The sequence below is a fragment of the Cellulosimicrobium sp. PMB13 genome (genome assembly GCF_051294865.1).
In the GTDB taxonomy this organism is placed as follows: domain Bacteria; phylum Actinomycetota; class Actinomycetes; order Actinomycetales; family Cellulomonadaceae; genus Cellulosimicrobium.
The window spans coordinates 4,078,344-4,092,546 of the sequence record NZ_CP145910.1; the positions used below are offsets into that span (position 1 = coordinate 4,078,344).

Consider the following 14,203-nt stretch of genomic DNA (forward strand, 5'->3'; position numbering starts at 1 on the left):
GCGTCAGGCCGCGACCGGGGCGACGTCGCCCGCGTGGTCCGCCGAGAGGTCGCCGGTCTCGCCCGCGCGCACCGCACGACGGCCGAGCACGATGGTGTAGACCCAGAAGGCGGCGAGCGCGATCGCGCCGATGACGATCTTCAGCCACCACGGCATGGTGGACCCGGTGACGAAGCCCTCGATGAGGCCCGAGACCGCGAGCGCGATCGTCAGGCCGATGGCGACCGTGACGAGCGCACGCCCCTCCTGGGCGAGCGCACGGGACCGCGGCAACGGCCCCGGGTCGACCCAGGCCCAGAAGATCCGCAGCCCGGCCGCACCCGCGACGAAGATCGACATGAGCTCGAGCAGGCCGTGGGGCGCGATGAGCGTGAGGAACAGGTCGAGCTCGCCGTGCGCGGCCATCATCCCGCCCGTCGACCCGACGGCGACCGCGTTCGAGAACAGCACGTACGCCGGGTAGATGCCGGTGATCCCGAGCCCGATGCACTGCGCGGCGATCCAGGCGTTGTTCGTCCACACGACGGCCGCGAAGTCGAGCCCCGGGTCGTAGTACGACGCGAACGCGTTCTGGACGTACTCCTCCTGGACGCTCGGCGGGCCCATCGACGCGAGCCCCTCGGGCGTCGTCGCGACCCACACGCCCGCCACCAGCGCGACGACGAGGAACGCCGTCGTGACGCCCACGGACCACCAGCGGATCCGGTACAGCGCTGCGGGGAGCGAGACGACGAGAAAGCGCACGACGTCGCGCCAGGCCGGCTCGTGCGCGCCCGCGATGCGGGTGCGGGCGCGGCCCAGGAGGTCGGAGAGCCGCGTGACGAGCACGGGGTCGGGCGCGACCGACCGGATCGTCGAGAGGTGCGTGGCCACGGCCTGGTACAGGCGCACGAGCTCGTCCGCCTCCGCGCCGTCGAGCGATCGCCGCTTCGTCAGCGCCTCCAGGCGGTCCCACTGCGCGCGGTGCACGTCGGTGAAGGCGTCGAGGTCCACGACCGATACCCTGCCACACGGGACGGTCGCCCGGTGGCGCGACGGCCCGGCAGGACGGACGAGACGAGACGAGGAGCGACGTGCGCGACGGCATCCTGATCGGTGAGGGCGTGGTCCTCGACGCACGGCCCGCGTCCTTCCTCTCCCGAGGCCTCGGGTTCTTCCTGGACCTCGTCGCGATCGGGGTCCTCCTCGTCGCGCTCTCGCTCGTCGCGTCCCGTTCGCTGTCCTTCGTCGACCCGGACTACGGGCCGGCGATCCTCATCGCGATCCTCGTGCTCGTCATGGTCGTGATCCCCACGACCGTGGAGACCCTCACGCGCGGCCGCTCGCTCGGCAAGCTCGCCCTCGGGATCCGCGTGGTGCGCGACGACGGCGGCCCCGTCCGCTTCCGGCACGCCTTCCTGCGGGCGCTCGTGGGGGTCGGCGAGCTGTGGCTCACGTTCGGGACCGTCGCGCTCGTCGCGTCCCTGACCAACGACCGCGGCAAGCGGCTCGGTGACATGGCGGCGGGGACGTACGCGATCCGCGTCCGGGGAGGCAGGGCGACGCTCGCACCGCTGGTGATGCCGCCGTACCTCCAGGCCTGGGCGTCGCACGCCGACATGCGCCGGCTCCCCGACGGCCTGGCGCTCGCCGCCCGGCAGTTCCTCGCGCGCGTCGACCGGCTCAATCCGGCGTCGCGGGCACGCCTCGGGCAGGAGCTCGCCGGGCAGATCGAGAGGTACGTCGCCCCCGGGCCACCGCCTGGGACGCACCCCGAGGCGTTCCTGATGGCCGTGCTCGCCGCCCGCCGGGACCGTGACTGGGTCACCGCGCGACGCCAGCAGGTGCTCGCGGCGGAGCAGGCCGAGATGCTGCACCGGCTGCCGTACTCGGTGCCCGACCCGTCGCGGTGACCGGTCCGGCGGCGTCGGCCGGCCGCGTGCCGCGCGGACGCGTCGCCGCGCTCTCGAACCGCCCGGCGGCGCGCACGATCCCCACGAGGACGAGCCCGAACGCCCCGAACCACAACGGCCGGCTCGCCCACCAGTCGGCCGAGCCCGGCTCCGGGAGCGGCGTCCCGAGGACCACGAGGACGAACGCCACGACCGCGATCATCGCGGTGACGTGCCACAGGTAGACCGTCATCGAGCGGGCCGCGAGCGCCGCCACGACGCCACTCCCCCGGCCGTCCGCCCAGCGCACGAGCGCACCGCGGGCGGCCAGCACGAGCGCGACGAGACCGATCGCGTGCAGCAGGACGGGCGCCGTCGGCGGACCGAGGTTCGACATCGCGTCCCCCGGCATCCCGATGAGCGACACGGGGTACGGCCCGACGGCGACCAGGAGCGCCGCGAGGGCGAGCGCCCCTGCACCCACCGCGACGAGCACGGCCCGGGACGGCACGGCCGCGACGGGGACGACGCGTCCCCGGCGCACCACGCGCAGCCCGGCACGAGCGTCCGCGTAGAGCATCCCGACGAGGTACGGGACGGCCCACACGAGCACGACGTCCACGAGCGCGAGGCGTTCGAGGCCCGCCCCGAAGCGCAGGGCCTCGACCGCGAGCGGGACCACGGCGAGCCCGGCGACGGCCCACCATCCCGCGGCGTGCAGCGCGCGCCGCAGGACCGGCGTGAGCGCGACGAGCAGGACGTAGATGCCGAGGAACCACAGGAGCTGGGGCGCGAGACGTGCGAGGGTCAGCACCGCGTCGTCGGGCAGCCCGAGGGCGAGGAGGACGCCCACCACGACCACCCACGCCCCGACGAAGACCCCGACGGGCCGCAGGAGCCTCGGCAGGCGCCGGGTGACGAGCCGCAGACCGGAGGGGGTCGCGCCGTCGGGACCGCGCTGCAACCCGTACGCGGCTGACGCGCCCGCCGCGAAGAACAGGAGGGCGAGCACCTGCAGCACCCACGTCACGGCCCAGCCGTGCCCGTGCGCGAGCGCGTTGCCGAGCTCGAGGCGCTGGCCGTCCCACGTCGCGTCGGCCATCAGCCAGTGCGCGGTCACGACGCACACGGTCGCGAGCGCCCGGACCGCGTCGACGAAGACGTCGCGCGGCGGTCTGCCGGCGCGGTCGGCGCGGTCGTCGCCGTCGGCGGCCGCGCGCTGCCCGACGGCGGTGCGCGGCCCGGCCGTCGGGGCCGCCGCGGACGGGTGCTGCGCGCGGGCCTGCCGCGGCGAGCGGGGTGGGTCGAGCAGGGTGGTCACGAGACGCTCCTCGGTCGGTGGGAGCCGGCGTCATCCGGCTTCCACCAGTCTTGAGAAGTCCCCTCTGACCTGGAACGGGACCCTCCCCCCGAGCGCTGCGGGGCGAGCCGCCCGACCGCACGGGGGTTCTCCCCCGGTCCCCCGACGTGTCAGCGCCCCACCGGTGCACGGACCGGTGGGGCGCTGACAGGTCGAGCGGGATCGGCTCAGATCTTGAGGTAGCGCAGCACCGCCAGGACGCGGCGGTGGTCGCCCGCGTCCTGCGGGAGCCCGAGCTTGCCGAAGATCGACGTCACGTTCTTCTCGACGGCGCCGTAGGAGAGGAAGAGCGCCTCGGCGATCGCGGAGTTCGACCGGCCCTGGGCCATGAGCTCGAGGACCTCGGTCTCGCGCGGCGTGAGGCGCGCGAGACCGTCGTCGGACCGCGAGGCGCCCATGAGCTGGCTGACGACCTCCGGGTCGAGCACCGTCTGTCCCGCCGCGATGCGCGTGAGCGCGTCGACGAACTCGCTCACGTCGGCGACGCGGTCCTTGAGCAGGTAGCCGACCCCCTGCGCCCCGCCCGTCAGCAGCTCGCTCGCGAAGCGCGTCTCGACGTACTGCGAGAACAGCAGGACACCGAGACCCGGGTGCGCGGCGCGCAGCGCGAGGGCCGCCCGCAGGCCTTCGTCCGTGAACGTCGGCGGCATGCGGATGTCGACGACCGCGACGTCGGGCAGCGCGTCCTGCGCGGCGAGCCGCGTCACCGCGGCGACGAGCGCGTCGCCGTCGGGCACGTCGGCCACGACCTCGTGGCCGCGGCGCGTGACGAGCGCGACGAGCCCGTCGCGCAGGATGGCCGAGTCCTCGGCGATGACGAGCCGCATCGATGTCCTTCCGTCGGGGTGCGCGGCCATCCTCACACGCGCGCGGGCAGGAGCACCGTCACGACGGTGGGCCCACCGACCGGGCTCGTCAGCTCGAACGAGCCGTCGACCGACCGCACGCGCTCGGCGAGGCCCGCGAGACCGGACCGCTGGCCGTCAGACCCGGGCTGCACCACGCGCGCGCCGCCCTGCCCGTCGTCGCGCACGCGCAGCCGCAGCCGCGCGCCCCGACCGGTGCCCTGGCGCTCGACGAGCACGTACACGCCCGTGGCACGCGCGTGCTTGACCGCGTTGGTCACGAGCTCGGCGACGCAGAAGTACGCGATCGACTCGACCGCGGGCGCGAGCCGGCCCGACGCCTCGACGGCCGGGTCGACGTCGACCGTCACCGGCAGCGGAGACCGGGCGGCGAGCGTCTCCAGGGCGACCGCGAGGCCGTTGTCCAGCGCGGGCGGGTGGATGCCGCGGGCGAGCTCGCGCAGCTCGACGAGCGCCTCCTTGGTCGAGGAGTGCGCGAGGTCGACGAGGTCGAGCGCCTCGCTCGCGTCGCGACCGGTCGCGAGCTGCTCCTTCGCCTCCCCGAGCTGCATCGCGACCGCGACGAGGCGTGCCTGCGTGCCGTCGTGCAGGTCGCGCTCGATGCGCCGCAGCTTGGCGTCGGCGTCCTCCACCGTGCGACCGCGGGACTCCTCGAGGTCCGCGACGCGCAGGCTCGCCAGGGTCGGGCCGAGCAGGGCGACGGTCAGGACCCGGAAGAGGTGCGCGAACGCGCGCGTCACGTGCGGCCAGACCCAGAGCAGGAGGGCTCCGACGAGCACGAACCCGAGCTGACGCACCGGCGTGTCGACGAACCAGTCGGTGCCGAACGAGGCGCCGCGGTGCCACGTCCCGTCGCTCGCCTGCTGGAGCGGCAGCCAGCGCGACCAGAGCCAGTGGGTCATGGCGCCGAGGCCGACGGCGAGGAGCACGGTGCTCGCGACGAACGAGACGAGCGCGAGCGGGAAGGTGACGAGCAGGTACAGCACCGCGCGCCAGCCGGTCGCGTCGCCGACACCGCTCCACAGGGTGCGCCAGAAGCCGCGCGGCCGGACGTAGGGTCCGGGTGCCGCGACGTCGACGTCGAGCATGGTGCGTGCCATCGACCGGTACATCGACCCCCAGCCGCGCGCACCGAGCACGACGCCGCCGGCGACGAAGATCCCGAGCACCGTGACGAGCATCCCCGCGAGGAACGACACGGTGAACAGCGCGTACGCAAGGCCGAACGGCGCGAGCAGCAGCGCGAGCCACAGGTACCCGTACTCGCGCCAGGTCCTGCCCGCGAACGGCGCGCGCAGGAAGGAGACCTGCCGGCGGTGGTCCACGTAGCGCGGGTCGGGGCTCGTCCCGGCGAAGGTCGCGGGAACGGCGGGCGCGCCCGGCTCGGGTGCCGTCGCGGGAGGGCCCGACGACGGCTCGCCCGCGGGGAGGACGCTCGGCTGGTCAGGGGTCACGGCGATCATGGTGCCAGTCTGGCGACACCGGCCGCGCCTCCACCAGGGAGCGGTCCGCCGGACCGGAGGGGGGACATCCCCCGCCGGCCCGGCGCGCTCGCTCTCAGTAGCGGTAGTGCTCGGGCTTGTACGGGCCCGAGACGGGCACCCCGAGGTAGTCGGCCTGCGACGCGGTGAGCTCCGTGAGCCGCACGCCGAGCGCGTCCAGGTGCAGCCGCGCCACCTTCTCGTCGAGCACCTTCGGCAGGCGGTACACCTGGTGCTCGTAAGACCGCTCGCGACCGGCCTCGGCCGAGTCCACGGCGTCGCGGTACAGCTCGATCTGCCCGATCACCTGGTTGGAGAACGAGTTGCTCATGACGAACGACGGGTGACCCGTGGCGTTGCCCAGGTTGAGCAGGCGGCCCTCGGAGAGCACGATGATCGACCGCTCCGCGCGCTGCGTGCCGTCGTCCGCCGTGCCGGCGGGGAAGGTCCACTCGTGGACCTGCGGCTTGATCTCGGTCCGCGTGACGCCCGGGAGGTCGGCCAGGCCGGCCATGTCGATCTCGTTGTCGAAGTGCCCGATGTTCCCCACGACGGCCTTGTTCTTCATCGCGGCCATGTGGTCGGCGCGGATGACGTCCTTGTTGCCCGTCGTGGTGATGAAGAAGTCGGCCTCGTCGAGGACGTCCTCGATGCGCGCGACCTGGTAGCCGTCCATCGCGGCCTGCAGCGCGCAGATCGGGTCGACCTCCGAGACGATGACGCGCGCGCCCTGGCCGCGGAACGCCTCCGCGGCGCCCTTGCCGACGTCGCCGTAGCCGGCGACGAACGCGACCTTGCCGCCCATGAGGACGTCGGTCGCGCGGTTGATGCCGTCGGGCAGCGAGTGCCGGATGCCGTACTTGTTGTCGAACTTCGACTTGGTCACCGAGTCGTTGACGTTGATCGCCGGGAAGAGGAGCTCGCCCGCCTCGGCGAGCTGGTACAGGCGGTGCACGCCCGTCGTGGTCTCCTCGGTGACGCCCTGGATCGCCTGCGCGATCGTCGTCCAGCGCAGCGGGTCCTGCTCGAGCGCGCGGCGCAGGACCGAGCGCACGACGTTCATCTCGTGCGTGTGGTCCGGCTCGCCCGGCAGCGTGTCGGGCGGGACGACGCCCGCGCGCTCGTACTGCAGGCCGAGGTGCACGAGCATCGTCGCGTCGCCGCCGTCGTCGAGGATCATGTTCGGGCCGGCGGCACCCTCGCCCGGCCACACGAGGATCTGCTCGGTGCAGTCCCAGTACTCCTCGAGGCTCTCGCCCTTCCAGGCGAACACGGGCACGCCGCGCGGGTCCTCGGGCGTGCCGTCGGGGCCGACGACGACGGCGGCAGCGGCCTCGTCCTGCGTCGAGAAGATGTTGCAGCTCGCCCAGCGCACCTCGGCGCCGAGGGCCACGAGCGTCTCGATGAGCACGGCGGTCTGGACGGTCATGTGCAGCGACCCGGCGATGCGCGCGCCGGCGAGGGGCTGCGACGCGCCGTACTCGGAGCGCAGGGCCATGAGGCCGGGCATCTCGTGCTCGGCGAGGCGGAGCTGGTGGCGTCCGGCCTCGGCGAGCGAGAGGTCCCGGACCTTGTAGCGGCCGGGGAGCTCGTCGAAGCCGGGGGCCGTGGTGGGGGCTGGCGCCGTCGTGGACATGATTCTCCTTGGGGACGATCACGGTCGAGGTCTGCGCTGGGGGCTCCCGTCCGCGCCTGCCCGTCGACCTCGCCGACGGACACCCCCACCCTACCCAGCACGCCACGAGGCGGTCGGGACGGGTTCTCGCGAGCGCCCCGGCGAGTCTCGGTCGACGTGCCCCGGTCGACCGGTACGGCCGAGAACGCTGAGCGCGCGCGGGCGCGCGCGGTAGCACGATCTCTTGACCGAATCAAGATCACGAAGAGATAACGATCCGCGATCCGGCGCTATCCGCATCCTCGCAACGATCTTGGGTCAAGGATCCACCTGCAAACGTCCCGGAATCACGGGACCTCGGTTTCAATTCGGCCTGGATTGAGGCAGGGTGCTGGGGAACCGATGGACATCGGATCAGCGTGAGGTCCCGTGTGCGCCGGCCCAGCAGGGCGCCGGCCGGACGAGCCGCCCGAAGGAGGCCGTCCTCGCACCGGGACCTCGTCCCGTGCCACCGTCGACGTCCCCCGCCCGGGGTGACCCGTCCGGCGCACGGGCACGCCGGTCCACGGACGGAAGGTGGCGACACCGCCGCATGACAGCTCTCAGCACCACGGCACCACCCGGACCCGCGGAACCCGCCGGAGGTCCCGGCGGACACGGCACGAACCCTGCCGAGCGCGAGACCGCGCTCTCGGTCCGCGACGTCTACAAGGTCTTCGGGCGCAGGCCCGTCGAGGCCGTGCGCCGGCTCGAGCAGGGCGCGTCGCGCGACGACGTCAAGCCTCTCGGGACCGCCGCGGTCATCGACGCGAGCTTCGACGTCCAGCAGGGCGAGATCTTCGTCGTCATGGGCCTCTCCGGGTCCGGCAAGTCGACGCTCATCCGCATGCTCAACGGCCTGTGGAAACCCACCTCGGGCCACGTGCTGCTCGGCGGCACCGACCTCGCCCAGGCCGACGCGCAGCAGATGCGCTCGCTGCGCCGCCAGCACGTGTCGATGGTGTTCCAGCACTTCGCGCTCCTTCCCCACCGCACCGTGCTCGACAACGCGGCCTACCCCCTGGAGATCCAGGGCATGGGCAAGGCGGAGCGCCGCGAGAAGGCGCAGCAGGCGCTCGAGCTCGTGGGCCTCGGCGGCTGGCAGGACTCCTTGCCGTCGCAGCTCTCCGGAGGCATGCGCCAGCGCGTCGGGCTCGCCCGCGCCCTCGCCGCCGACACCGACGTGCTGCTCATGGACGAGGCGTTCAGCGCGCTCGACCCGCTGATCCGCCGCGAGATGCAGGAGCAGCTCCTCGAGCTCCAGCAGACGCTCGGGAAGACGATCGTCTTCATCACGCACGACCTCAACGAGGCCATGCACCTCGGCGACCGCATCGCCGTCATGCGCGACGGCCGCATCGTGCAGATCGGCACCGCCGAGCAGATCCTCTCCGACCCCGCGAACGACTACGTCGCCCAGTTCGTGGCCGACGTGGACCGCACGCGCGTCCTCACGGCGTCGTCCGTCATGGTGCGCCCGGCCGTCGTCGTCCCGATGGGCGGCGGTCCGCGCCAGGCGAGCCGCACCATGCGCGAGGCGCAGGTGTCGGCCGCGTACGTCGTCGACCGCCAGCGCCGCCTGCAGGGCGTCGTGCGCGACGCCGACGCGGTCGCCGCGCTCAAGGCCGGCAAGGAGTCGCTCGACGGCATCGTGCGCGACGGCGTCGCGCCCGTCTCCCCCGACACCGCCCTCGCGGAGATCTTCGCGCCCGCTGCGGAGTCCCCGCTGCCGGTCGCGGTCACCGACGGAGAGGGTCGCCTGGTCGGCGTCGTGCCCCGCGTGACGCTGCTCGAGGCCATGGTGCCGGGCGACCAGCCCAGGACCGGTGAGATCGACCTGTCGACGACCCAGGACGCCCCCGTCGAGCACGCCGACGCCCCCACCGAGGGAGGTGCGGCATGACCGGCACGCTCGTTCCCCGCTTCCCCCTCGGCCAGTGGATCGAGTCCTTCGTCGACTGGGTGACCGACGTCTTCGACCCCGTCTTCGACGTCGTCAAGGACGTGCTCACGAGCGTCTACGACGTCTTCGAGACGGTCCTGGCGACCCCTCCGTTCTGGGTCGTGGCCCTGGTGCTCGCGGGCGTCGCCCTCGCCGCCAAGGGGTGGAAGCTCGCCGTGGGCTCGCTCGTCGGCTTCGTCGTCATCGCCGGCGTCGCCCAGTGGGACAACGCGATGGACACCCTCGCGCTCGTGCTGCTGGCCACGGCGATCACCCTCGCGATCGCCATACCGCTCGGCATCTGGGCGGCACGCGACGACCGGGTCTCGCGCACCGTCCGACCGGTGCTCGACTTCATGCAGACCATGCCGGCGTTCGTCTACCTCATCCCGACCGTCGTCATCTTCCTCACCGGCCCCGTCCCCGGGATCATCGCGACGATCGTGTTCGCGATGGCGCCCGGCGTGCGCTTCACCGAGCTCGGCATCCGCCAGGTCGACAAGGAGGTGGTCGAGGCCGGCCACGCGTTCGGCTCGACCCCCGGACGGATCCTGCGCCAGATCCAGCTCCCCCTCGCGATGCCCACGATCATGGCGGGCGTCAACCAGGTCATCATGCTGTCGCTGTCGATGGTCGTCATCGCCGGCTTCGTCGGCGCCGGCGGCCTCGGGCAGCCCGTCGTCCAGGCGCTGAGCAGCATCGACGTCGCGCTCGGCTTCGAGGCCGGCCTGTCCGTCGTGATCCTCGCGATGTTCCTCGACCGCGTGACGTCGGCCCTCGCCGACCGCGCCCCCGTCTCCCGGGCCCTCGCCGCAGCACGCGTCTGAGCCGTCTGCGGGCCGGCCCACGCCACGGGCACGGCCCGGCCCGTCCGGCGGCACGGCGCACGACGTCGCGCCGCCGGGCACCACCGACCGGGCCCGACCGGGCCCAAGGAAGGAACGCATGACCCCCGCACGCACGACCCACCGCACCGCCCGCCGCACGGCGGCCGTCGCCACCGCCGCCGTCCTCGGCCTCGGCCTGTCCGCCTGCGCGTCCGGCACCGAGTCCGGTGACTCGGGCGACGCCTCCACCGGCGAGGACGAGACGTCGGTCTCGATCGGCATCCCGTCCGGCTGGGACGAGGGCATCGCCGTCTCCCACCTGTGGAAGGCGATCCTCGAGGACGAGGGCTACGACGTCGAGACGCAGACCGCCGACATCGGCATCGTCTTCACCGGTCTCGCCGGCGGCGACTTCGACCTGCTGTTCGACACGTGGCTGCCCATCACGCACGCGTCGTACCTCGAGGAGTACGGCGAGGACGTCACCGACCTCGGCGTCTGGTACGACGACGCGAAGCTCACCATCGCGGTGAACGAGGACTCCCCCGCGCAGTCGCTCGAGGACCTGGCCACCATGGCGGACGAGTACGGCAACAAGCTGGTGGGCATCGAGGCCGGCGCCGGCCTGACCAAGGTCACGCAGGAGGAGGTCATCCCGACCTACGGGCTCGAGGGCATGGACTACACCATCTCCTCGACCCCGGCGATGCTCGCCGAGCTCAAGGGCGCGACCGGCTCCGGCGAGAACATCGCCGTGACGCTGTGGCGCCCGCACTGGGCCTACGACGAGTTCCCCGTCCGCGACCTCGAGGACCCCGAGGGCACGCTCGGCGACGCCGAGGAGATCCACACGTACGGCGCCGCCGACTTCGAGGACCGCTACCCGACGCTCACGAAGCTCGTCGGCGCGTTCGAGCTGGACGACGAGCAGCTGTTCTCGCTCGAGAACATGATGTTCAACTCCGACGAGCACGCCGACGAGGACGCGGCCGTCGAGGCGTGGCTCGAGGCCAACCCGACGTTCGTCGACGACCTCAAGGACGCCGCGGGCGTCTGACCCGCACCTCTCACGACGTCGAAGGCCGGCTCCCTCCAGGGAGCCGGCCTTCGTGCGCGTGACAGGGGCTCAGAGTGCCCGGGCGTCGTCCTCCAGCAGGACGGGGATGCCGTCGCGCACCGGGTACGCCAGCGGTCGCTCCGGGTCCGTCGAGTGCAGCTCGGGAGCGCCGTTGGGTCCGGTGCCGTCAACGAGCGTCGCGCCCGTCACGGGGCAGCGCAGGGCCTCGCGCACCCACGGGTCGATCTGGCGGCTCATGCTCGCTCCTCGCTCGTCGTGGTGCCCGACGCCGGGCCGTCGGACGCGCGCACGAGCGACAGGACGTCGTCGCGCACCTTCTCCAGGATGTCCTGGTCCGCGGCCTCGACGTTGAGCCGCAGCAGCGGCTCCGTGTTCGACGCACGCAGGTTGAACCACCACTGGGGGTGGGAGTCCCAGTGCGAGACGGTCAGGCCGTCGAGCTCGTCGACGTCGACCGGTCCGGCACCCTGCTGCGTTACGTAGGCCTCGACGACGCGGGCCCGTGCCGCGGGGACGTCGGCCACGGTGGAGTTGATCTCGCCCGAGGCGACGTACGGCTCGTACATCTCCCCGAGGGCCGACATCGGGTGCGGCTGGGTGCCGAGGGCCGCGAGCACGTGCATCGCGGCGAGCATGCCCGTGTCCGCGAAGAAGAAGTCGCGGAAGTAGTAGTGCGCGCTGTGCTCCCCGCCGAACACGGCGTCGTTGTCGGCCATCTGCGCCTTGATGAACGAGTGCCCGACGCGCGTGCGCACGGTCCGAGCGCCGGCCGCGCCGAGGAAGTCGGGCACCGCGCGCGACGTGATGAGGTTGTGGATGACCGTCGGCGTACGGCCCGCCTCGAGCTCCTTGCCGACCTCCCGCAGCCCCACCAGAGCCGTGATCGCCGACGGCGACACCGGGGCGCCCTGCTCGTCGACGACGAAGCAGCGGTCCGCGTCGCCGTCGAACGCGAGCCCGAGGTCGGCGCCGTGCTCGACGACCGCGGCCTGCAGGTCGACGAGGTTCTTCGGGTCGAGCGGGTTGGCCTCGTGGTTCGGGAACGTCCCGTCGAGCTCGAAGTACAGCGGGACGACGTCGAGGGGCAGCGCCGGCAGGCCCGCGCCGGTCCCGAGGACGGCAGGGACGGTGTACCCGCCCATGCCGTTCCCCGCGTCGACGACCACCTTGAGAGGGCGGATGCCGGACAGGTCGACGAGGTCGCGGAGGAACGCCGCGTAGTCGGCGAGCATCTCGCGGTCGGAGACGACGCCGCGCTCGCCGACAGCGGACGGCAGACCGTCGTCGAGGAAGCCCTCCGCGAGGCGGCGGACCTCGGCGAGGCCCGAGTCCTGCCCGACGGGTCGCGCACCCGCGCGGCACAGCTTGATGCCGTTGTACGCGGCGGGGTTGTGGCTCGCCGTGAACATCGCGCCCGGCACACCGAGCACGCCCGACGCGTGGTACAGCCCGTCCGTCGAGCAGAGCCCGATCCGGGTCACGTCCACGCCCGCGTCCGCGAGGCCTGCGGCGAACGCGTCCACGAGCTCCGGGCCGGAGTCGCGCATGTCGTGCCCGACGACGACGCTCGGCCGCGCCGCCACGTCACCGCCCGCGACCGGCGCCTCGGGGAGCACGACGGCCTGGGCGAACGCGGCGCCGATCGCCCGGGTCACCTCCGCGTTCAGCTGGTCCGGGACGGTACCGCGGACGTCGTAGGCCTTGATGAGGTGGGAGAGATCGCTCGTGGTCACCCGACAACACTAGTGGGGACCGGCCGTGAGCTCCCCCCGGCCCACGCGCGCGGGGTGCCCCGGCGGTCGGAGGCCCTCGGCTACCCTGGCCGGAGACCTCATCGGACCGCGAGGGCAGGACGCGCCCCCGCCAGACGGACGCGAGACCTCTCAGCATGCACAACCGGCACCTCCGGCTCGACAACACGGTCCAGCACTACGACTGGGGCTCGCCCACGCGGATCCACGAGCTCCTGGGCTCGGTCCCGGACGGCCGGCCGGCCGCGGAGCTCTGGCTCGGTGCGCACCGCAGCGCGCCGTCGACGGTGCTCGACGCGGCACCGGGTGGCTCGGCCGGACAGGTCTCGCTCGCCGACCTCGTCCAGGGCGACCCCGAGAGGATGCTCGGACGACGCGTGGCGGACGCCTTCGGCCCGCGACTGCCCTACCTGCTCAAGGTGCTCGCCGCCGACCGGGCCCTCTCGCTCCAGGTGCACCCACGACCCCACCACGCACGAGCCGGCTTCAACCGCGAGAACCTCGACGGGCTGCCGCACGGCTCTCCCGACCGCTCGTTCCACGACGACCAGCACAAGCCGGAGATGGTCGTCGCGCTCTCGCAGTTCGAGGGACTCGTCGGCTTCCGCACCCCGCGAGCGATCCTGTCCCTCCTCGAGGACCTCGACGGCCCGCTCGTCGCGGCGGTCCGCGAGGCGCTCGTCGCCGACAGGTCCGCCCGCGGCATCCGGACCGCGTTCACGGGCCTCGTCGCGTCGCGCCACGACCCGGGCACGCCTGCCGCGCTCGTGCAGTCCCTCGAGTCGGTGCGCCGTCGACTGGACGCCGGATCTCCGTACGAGCGCGCGGACCGCACCGTCATGCTCCTCGCCGAGCAGCACCCGGGTGACCCGGGAGCCCTCGTCTCGCTCCTGCTCAACCGGGTGACGCTGGAGCCCGGCGAGTCGTTGTTCATCCCGGCCGGCGTGGTGCACGCCTATGTCAACGGCCTCGGCATCGAGGTCATGGCGAGCTCCGACAACGTGCTGCGCGCGGGGCTCACGTCGAAGCGGGTCGACGAGGAGGCACTGGTCGAGTGCGCCGTCTTCGAGCCGAGCAGCCCCATGGTTCCTGCGGTCACCGCCACGGGCGACCGCGGACAGCTCCACACGTACCGGGCCCCGGTCGAGGAGTTCGGCCTCGTCGTCGCCGACGTCGACGAGCACGAGACGCTGACGTTCCCGTCCGAGGGCCCTCGCATCGTCCTGTGCCTGGACGGCAAGGCCGTCCTGCACGGCGACGAGGACGACCTGGTCCTCGCCCGGGGCGAGTCCGCGTTCGTGCCGCACAGCGCCGGGTCCCTGCGCATCGGCGGACACGGCCACGTCGTCTGCGTCTGGACCCCTTAGCCGGCG

At 73.1% G+C, this 14,203-nt stretch carries 12 protein-coding genes; 5 read left to right on the forward strand and 7 right to left on the reverse strand.

Annotated elements, in window-relative coordinates:
* Positions 1–3: 3 nt before the first annotated feature.
* Positions 4–993 carry a stage II sporulation protein M gene (locus tag V5D56_RS18225; RefSeq protein WP_435736678.1) on the reverse strand — a complete coding sequence of 330 codons (990 nt, stop codon included), beginning with the start codon at positions 991–993 and terminating at the stop codon, positions 4–6.
* Between the two features lie 80 nt (positions 994–1,073).
* Here V5D56_RS18225 and V5D56_RS18230 point away from each other — a divergent pair, with 80 nt between their 5' ends.
* Positions 1,074–1,892: an RDD family protein gene (locus tag V5D56_RS18230; protein ID WP_435736679.1), complete on the forward strand. Its 819-nt coding sequence runs from the start codon at positions 1,074–1,076 to the stop codon at positions 1,890–1,892.
* Here V5D56_RS18230 and V5D56_RS18235 read toward each other — a convergent pair.
* The 4 genes from V5D56_RS18235 to ahcY form a co-directional block, all read right to left on the reverse strand.
* Positions 1,804–3,192 (reverse strand): acyltransferase family protein, encoded by a 1,389-nt coding sequence (locus tag V5D56_RS18235; protein ID WP_435736680.1) that lies wholly within the window; start codon positions 3,190–3,192, stop codon positions 1,804–1,806. The two genes, V5D56_RS18230 and V5D56_RS18235, sit on opposite strands and share 89 nt — an antisense overlap.
* A 206-nt stretch (positions 3,193–3,398) precedes the next feature.
* Positions 3,399–4,058, reverse strand: a complete 660-nt coding sequence (locus V5D56_RS18240; protein ID WP_435736681.1) for a response regulator transcription factor — start codon at positions 4,056–4,058, stop codon at positions 3,399–3,401.
* Between the two features lie 32 nt (positions 4,059–4,090).
* Complete coding sequence (locus V5D56_RS18245) at positions 4,091–5,560, reverse strand: sensor histidine kinase (RefSeq protein WP_435736682.1); 1,470 nt, start codon at positions 5,558–5,560, stop codon at positions 4,091–4,093.
* A gap of 94 nt (positions 5,561–5,654) precedes the next feature.
* Positions 5,655–7,214 carry an adenosylhomocysteinase gene (ahcY, locus tag V5D56_RS18250; RefSeq protein ID WP_435736683.1) on the reverse strand — a complete coding sequence of 520 codons (1,560 nt, stop codon included), beginning with the start codon at positions 7,212–7,214 and terminating at the stop codon, positions 5,655–5,657.
* Between the two features lie 571 nt (positions 7,215–7,785).
* Here ahcY and V5D56_RS18255 point away from each other — a divergent pair.
* The 3 genes from V5D56_RS18255 to V5D56_RS18265 all read left to right on the forward strand — a co-directional run bounded on the left by V5D56_RS18255 (position 7,786) and on the right by V5D56_RS18265 (position 11,058).
* Entirely contained in the window at positions 7,786–9,135 is a 1,350-nt protein-coding gene (locus V5D56_RS18255) for a quaternary amine ABC transporter ATP-binding protein (protein ID WP_435736684.1), read from the forward strand.
* A complete protein-coding gene (locus V5D56_RS18260; RefSeq protein WP_435736685.1) occupies positions 9,132–10,001 on the forward strand; it encodes an ABC transporter permease in 870 nt (289 codons plus the stop codon). The genes V5D56_RS18255 and V5D56_RS18260 overlap by 4 nt, the downstream gene beginning before the upstream one ends.
* A gap of 118 nt (positions 10,002–10,119) precedes the next feature.
* Positions 10,120–11,058: a glycine betaine ABC transporter substrate-binding protein gene (locus V5D56_RS18265; protein ID WP_435736686.1), complete on the forward strand. Its 939-nt coding sequence runs from the start codon at positions 10,120–10,122 to the stop codon at positions 11,056–11,058.
* Between the two features lie 69 nt (positions 11,059–11,127).
* Here the strand turns inward: V5D56_RS18265 and V5D56_RS18270 are convergent, their stop codons facing one another.
* Positions 11,128–11,316 (reverse strand): Trm112 family protein, encoded by a 189-nt coding sequence (locus tag V5D56_RS18270; protein ID WP_435736687.1) that lies wholly within the window; start codon positions 11,314–11,316, stop codon positions 11,128–11,130.
* The gene (locus tag V5D56_RS18275) at positions 11,313–12,812 is read right to left on the reverse strand and encodes a phosphomannomutase/phosphoglucomutase (RefSeq protein ID WP_435736688.1); all 1,500 of its coding nucleotides are present in this window, start codon (positions 12,810–12,812) and stop codon (positions 11,313–11,315) included. Before V5D56_RS18275 ends, V5D56_RS18270 begins: the two co-directional genes overlap by 4 nt.
* A 155-nt stretch (positions 12,813–12,967) precedes the next feature.
* Here V5D56_RS18275 and manA point away from each other — a divergent pair, with 155 nt between their 5' ends.
* Positions 12,968–14,197: a mannose-6-phosphate isomerase, class I gene (gene manA, locus V5D56_RS18280; protein WP_435736689.1), complete on the forward strand. Its 1,230-nt coding sequence runs from the start codon at positions 12,968–12,970 to the stop codon at positions 14,195–14,197.
* Positions 14,198–14,203: the final 6 nt, after the last annotated feature.

Excerpts from the sequence above, each read along its gene's own strand:
- V5D56_RS18240 (WP_435736681.1), bottom strand. The coding sequence starts at position 4,058 with ATGCGGCTCGTCATCGCCGAGGACTCGGCCATCCTGCGCGACGGGCTC.
- V5D56_RS18245 (WP_435736682.1), bottom strand. The coding sequence starts at position 5,560 with ATGATCGCCGTGACCCCTGACCAGCCGAGCGTCCTCCCCGCGGGCGAG.
- ahcY (WP_435736683.1), bottom strand. The coding sequence starts at position 7,214 with ATGTCCACGACGGCGCCAGCCCCCACCACGGCCCCCGGCTTCGACGAG.
- V5D56_RS18255 (WP_435736684.1), top strand. The coding sequence starts at position 7,786 with ATGACAGCTCTCAGCACCACGGCACCACCCGGACCCGCGGAACCCGCC.
- V5D56_RS18260 (WP_435736685.1), top strand. The coding sequence starts at position 9,132 with ATGACCGGCACGCTCGTTCCCCGCTTCCCCCTCGGCCAGTGGATCGAG.
- V5D56_RS18265 (WP_435736686.1), top strand. The coding sequence starts at position 10,120 with ATGACCCCCGCACGCACGACCCACCGCACCGCCCGCCGCACGGCGGCC.
- V5D56_RS18270 (WP_435736687.1), bottom strand. The coding sequence starts at position 11,316 with ATGAGCCGCCAGATCGACCCGTGGGTGCGCGAGGCCCTGCGCTGCCCC.
- manA (WP_435736689.1), top strand. The coding sequence starts at position 12,968 with ATGCACAACCGGCACCTCCGGCTCGACAACACGGTCCAGCACTACGAC.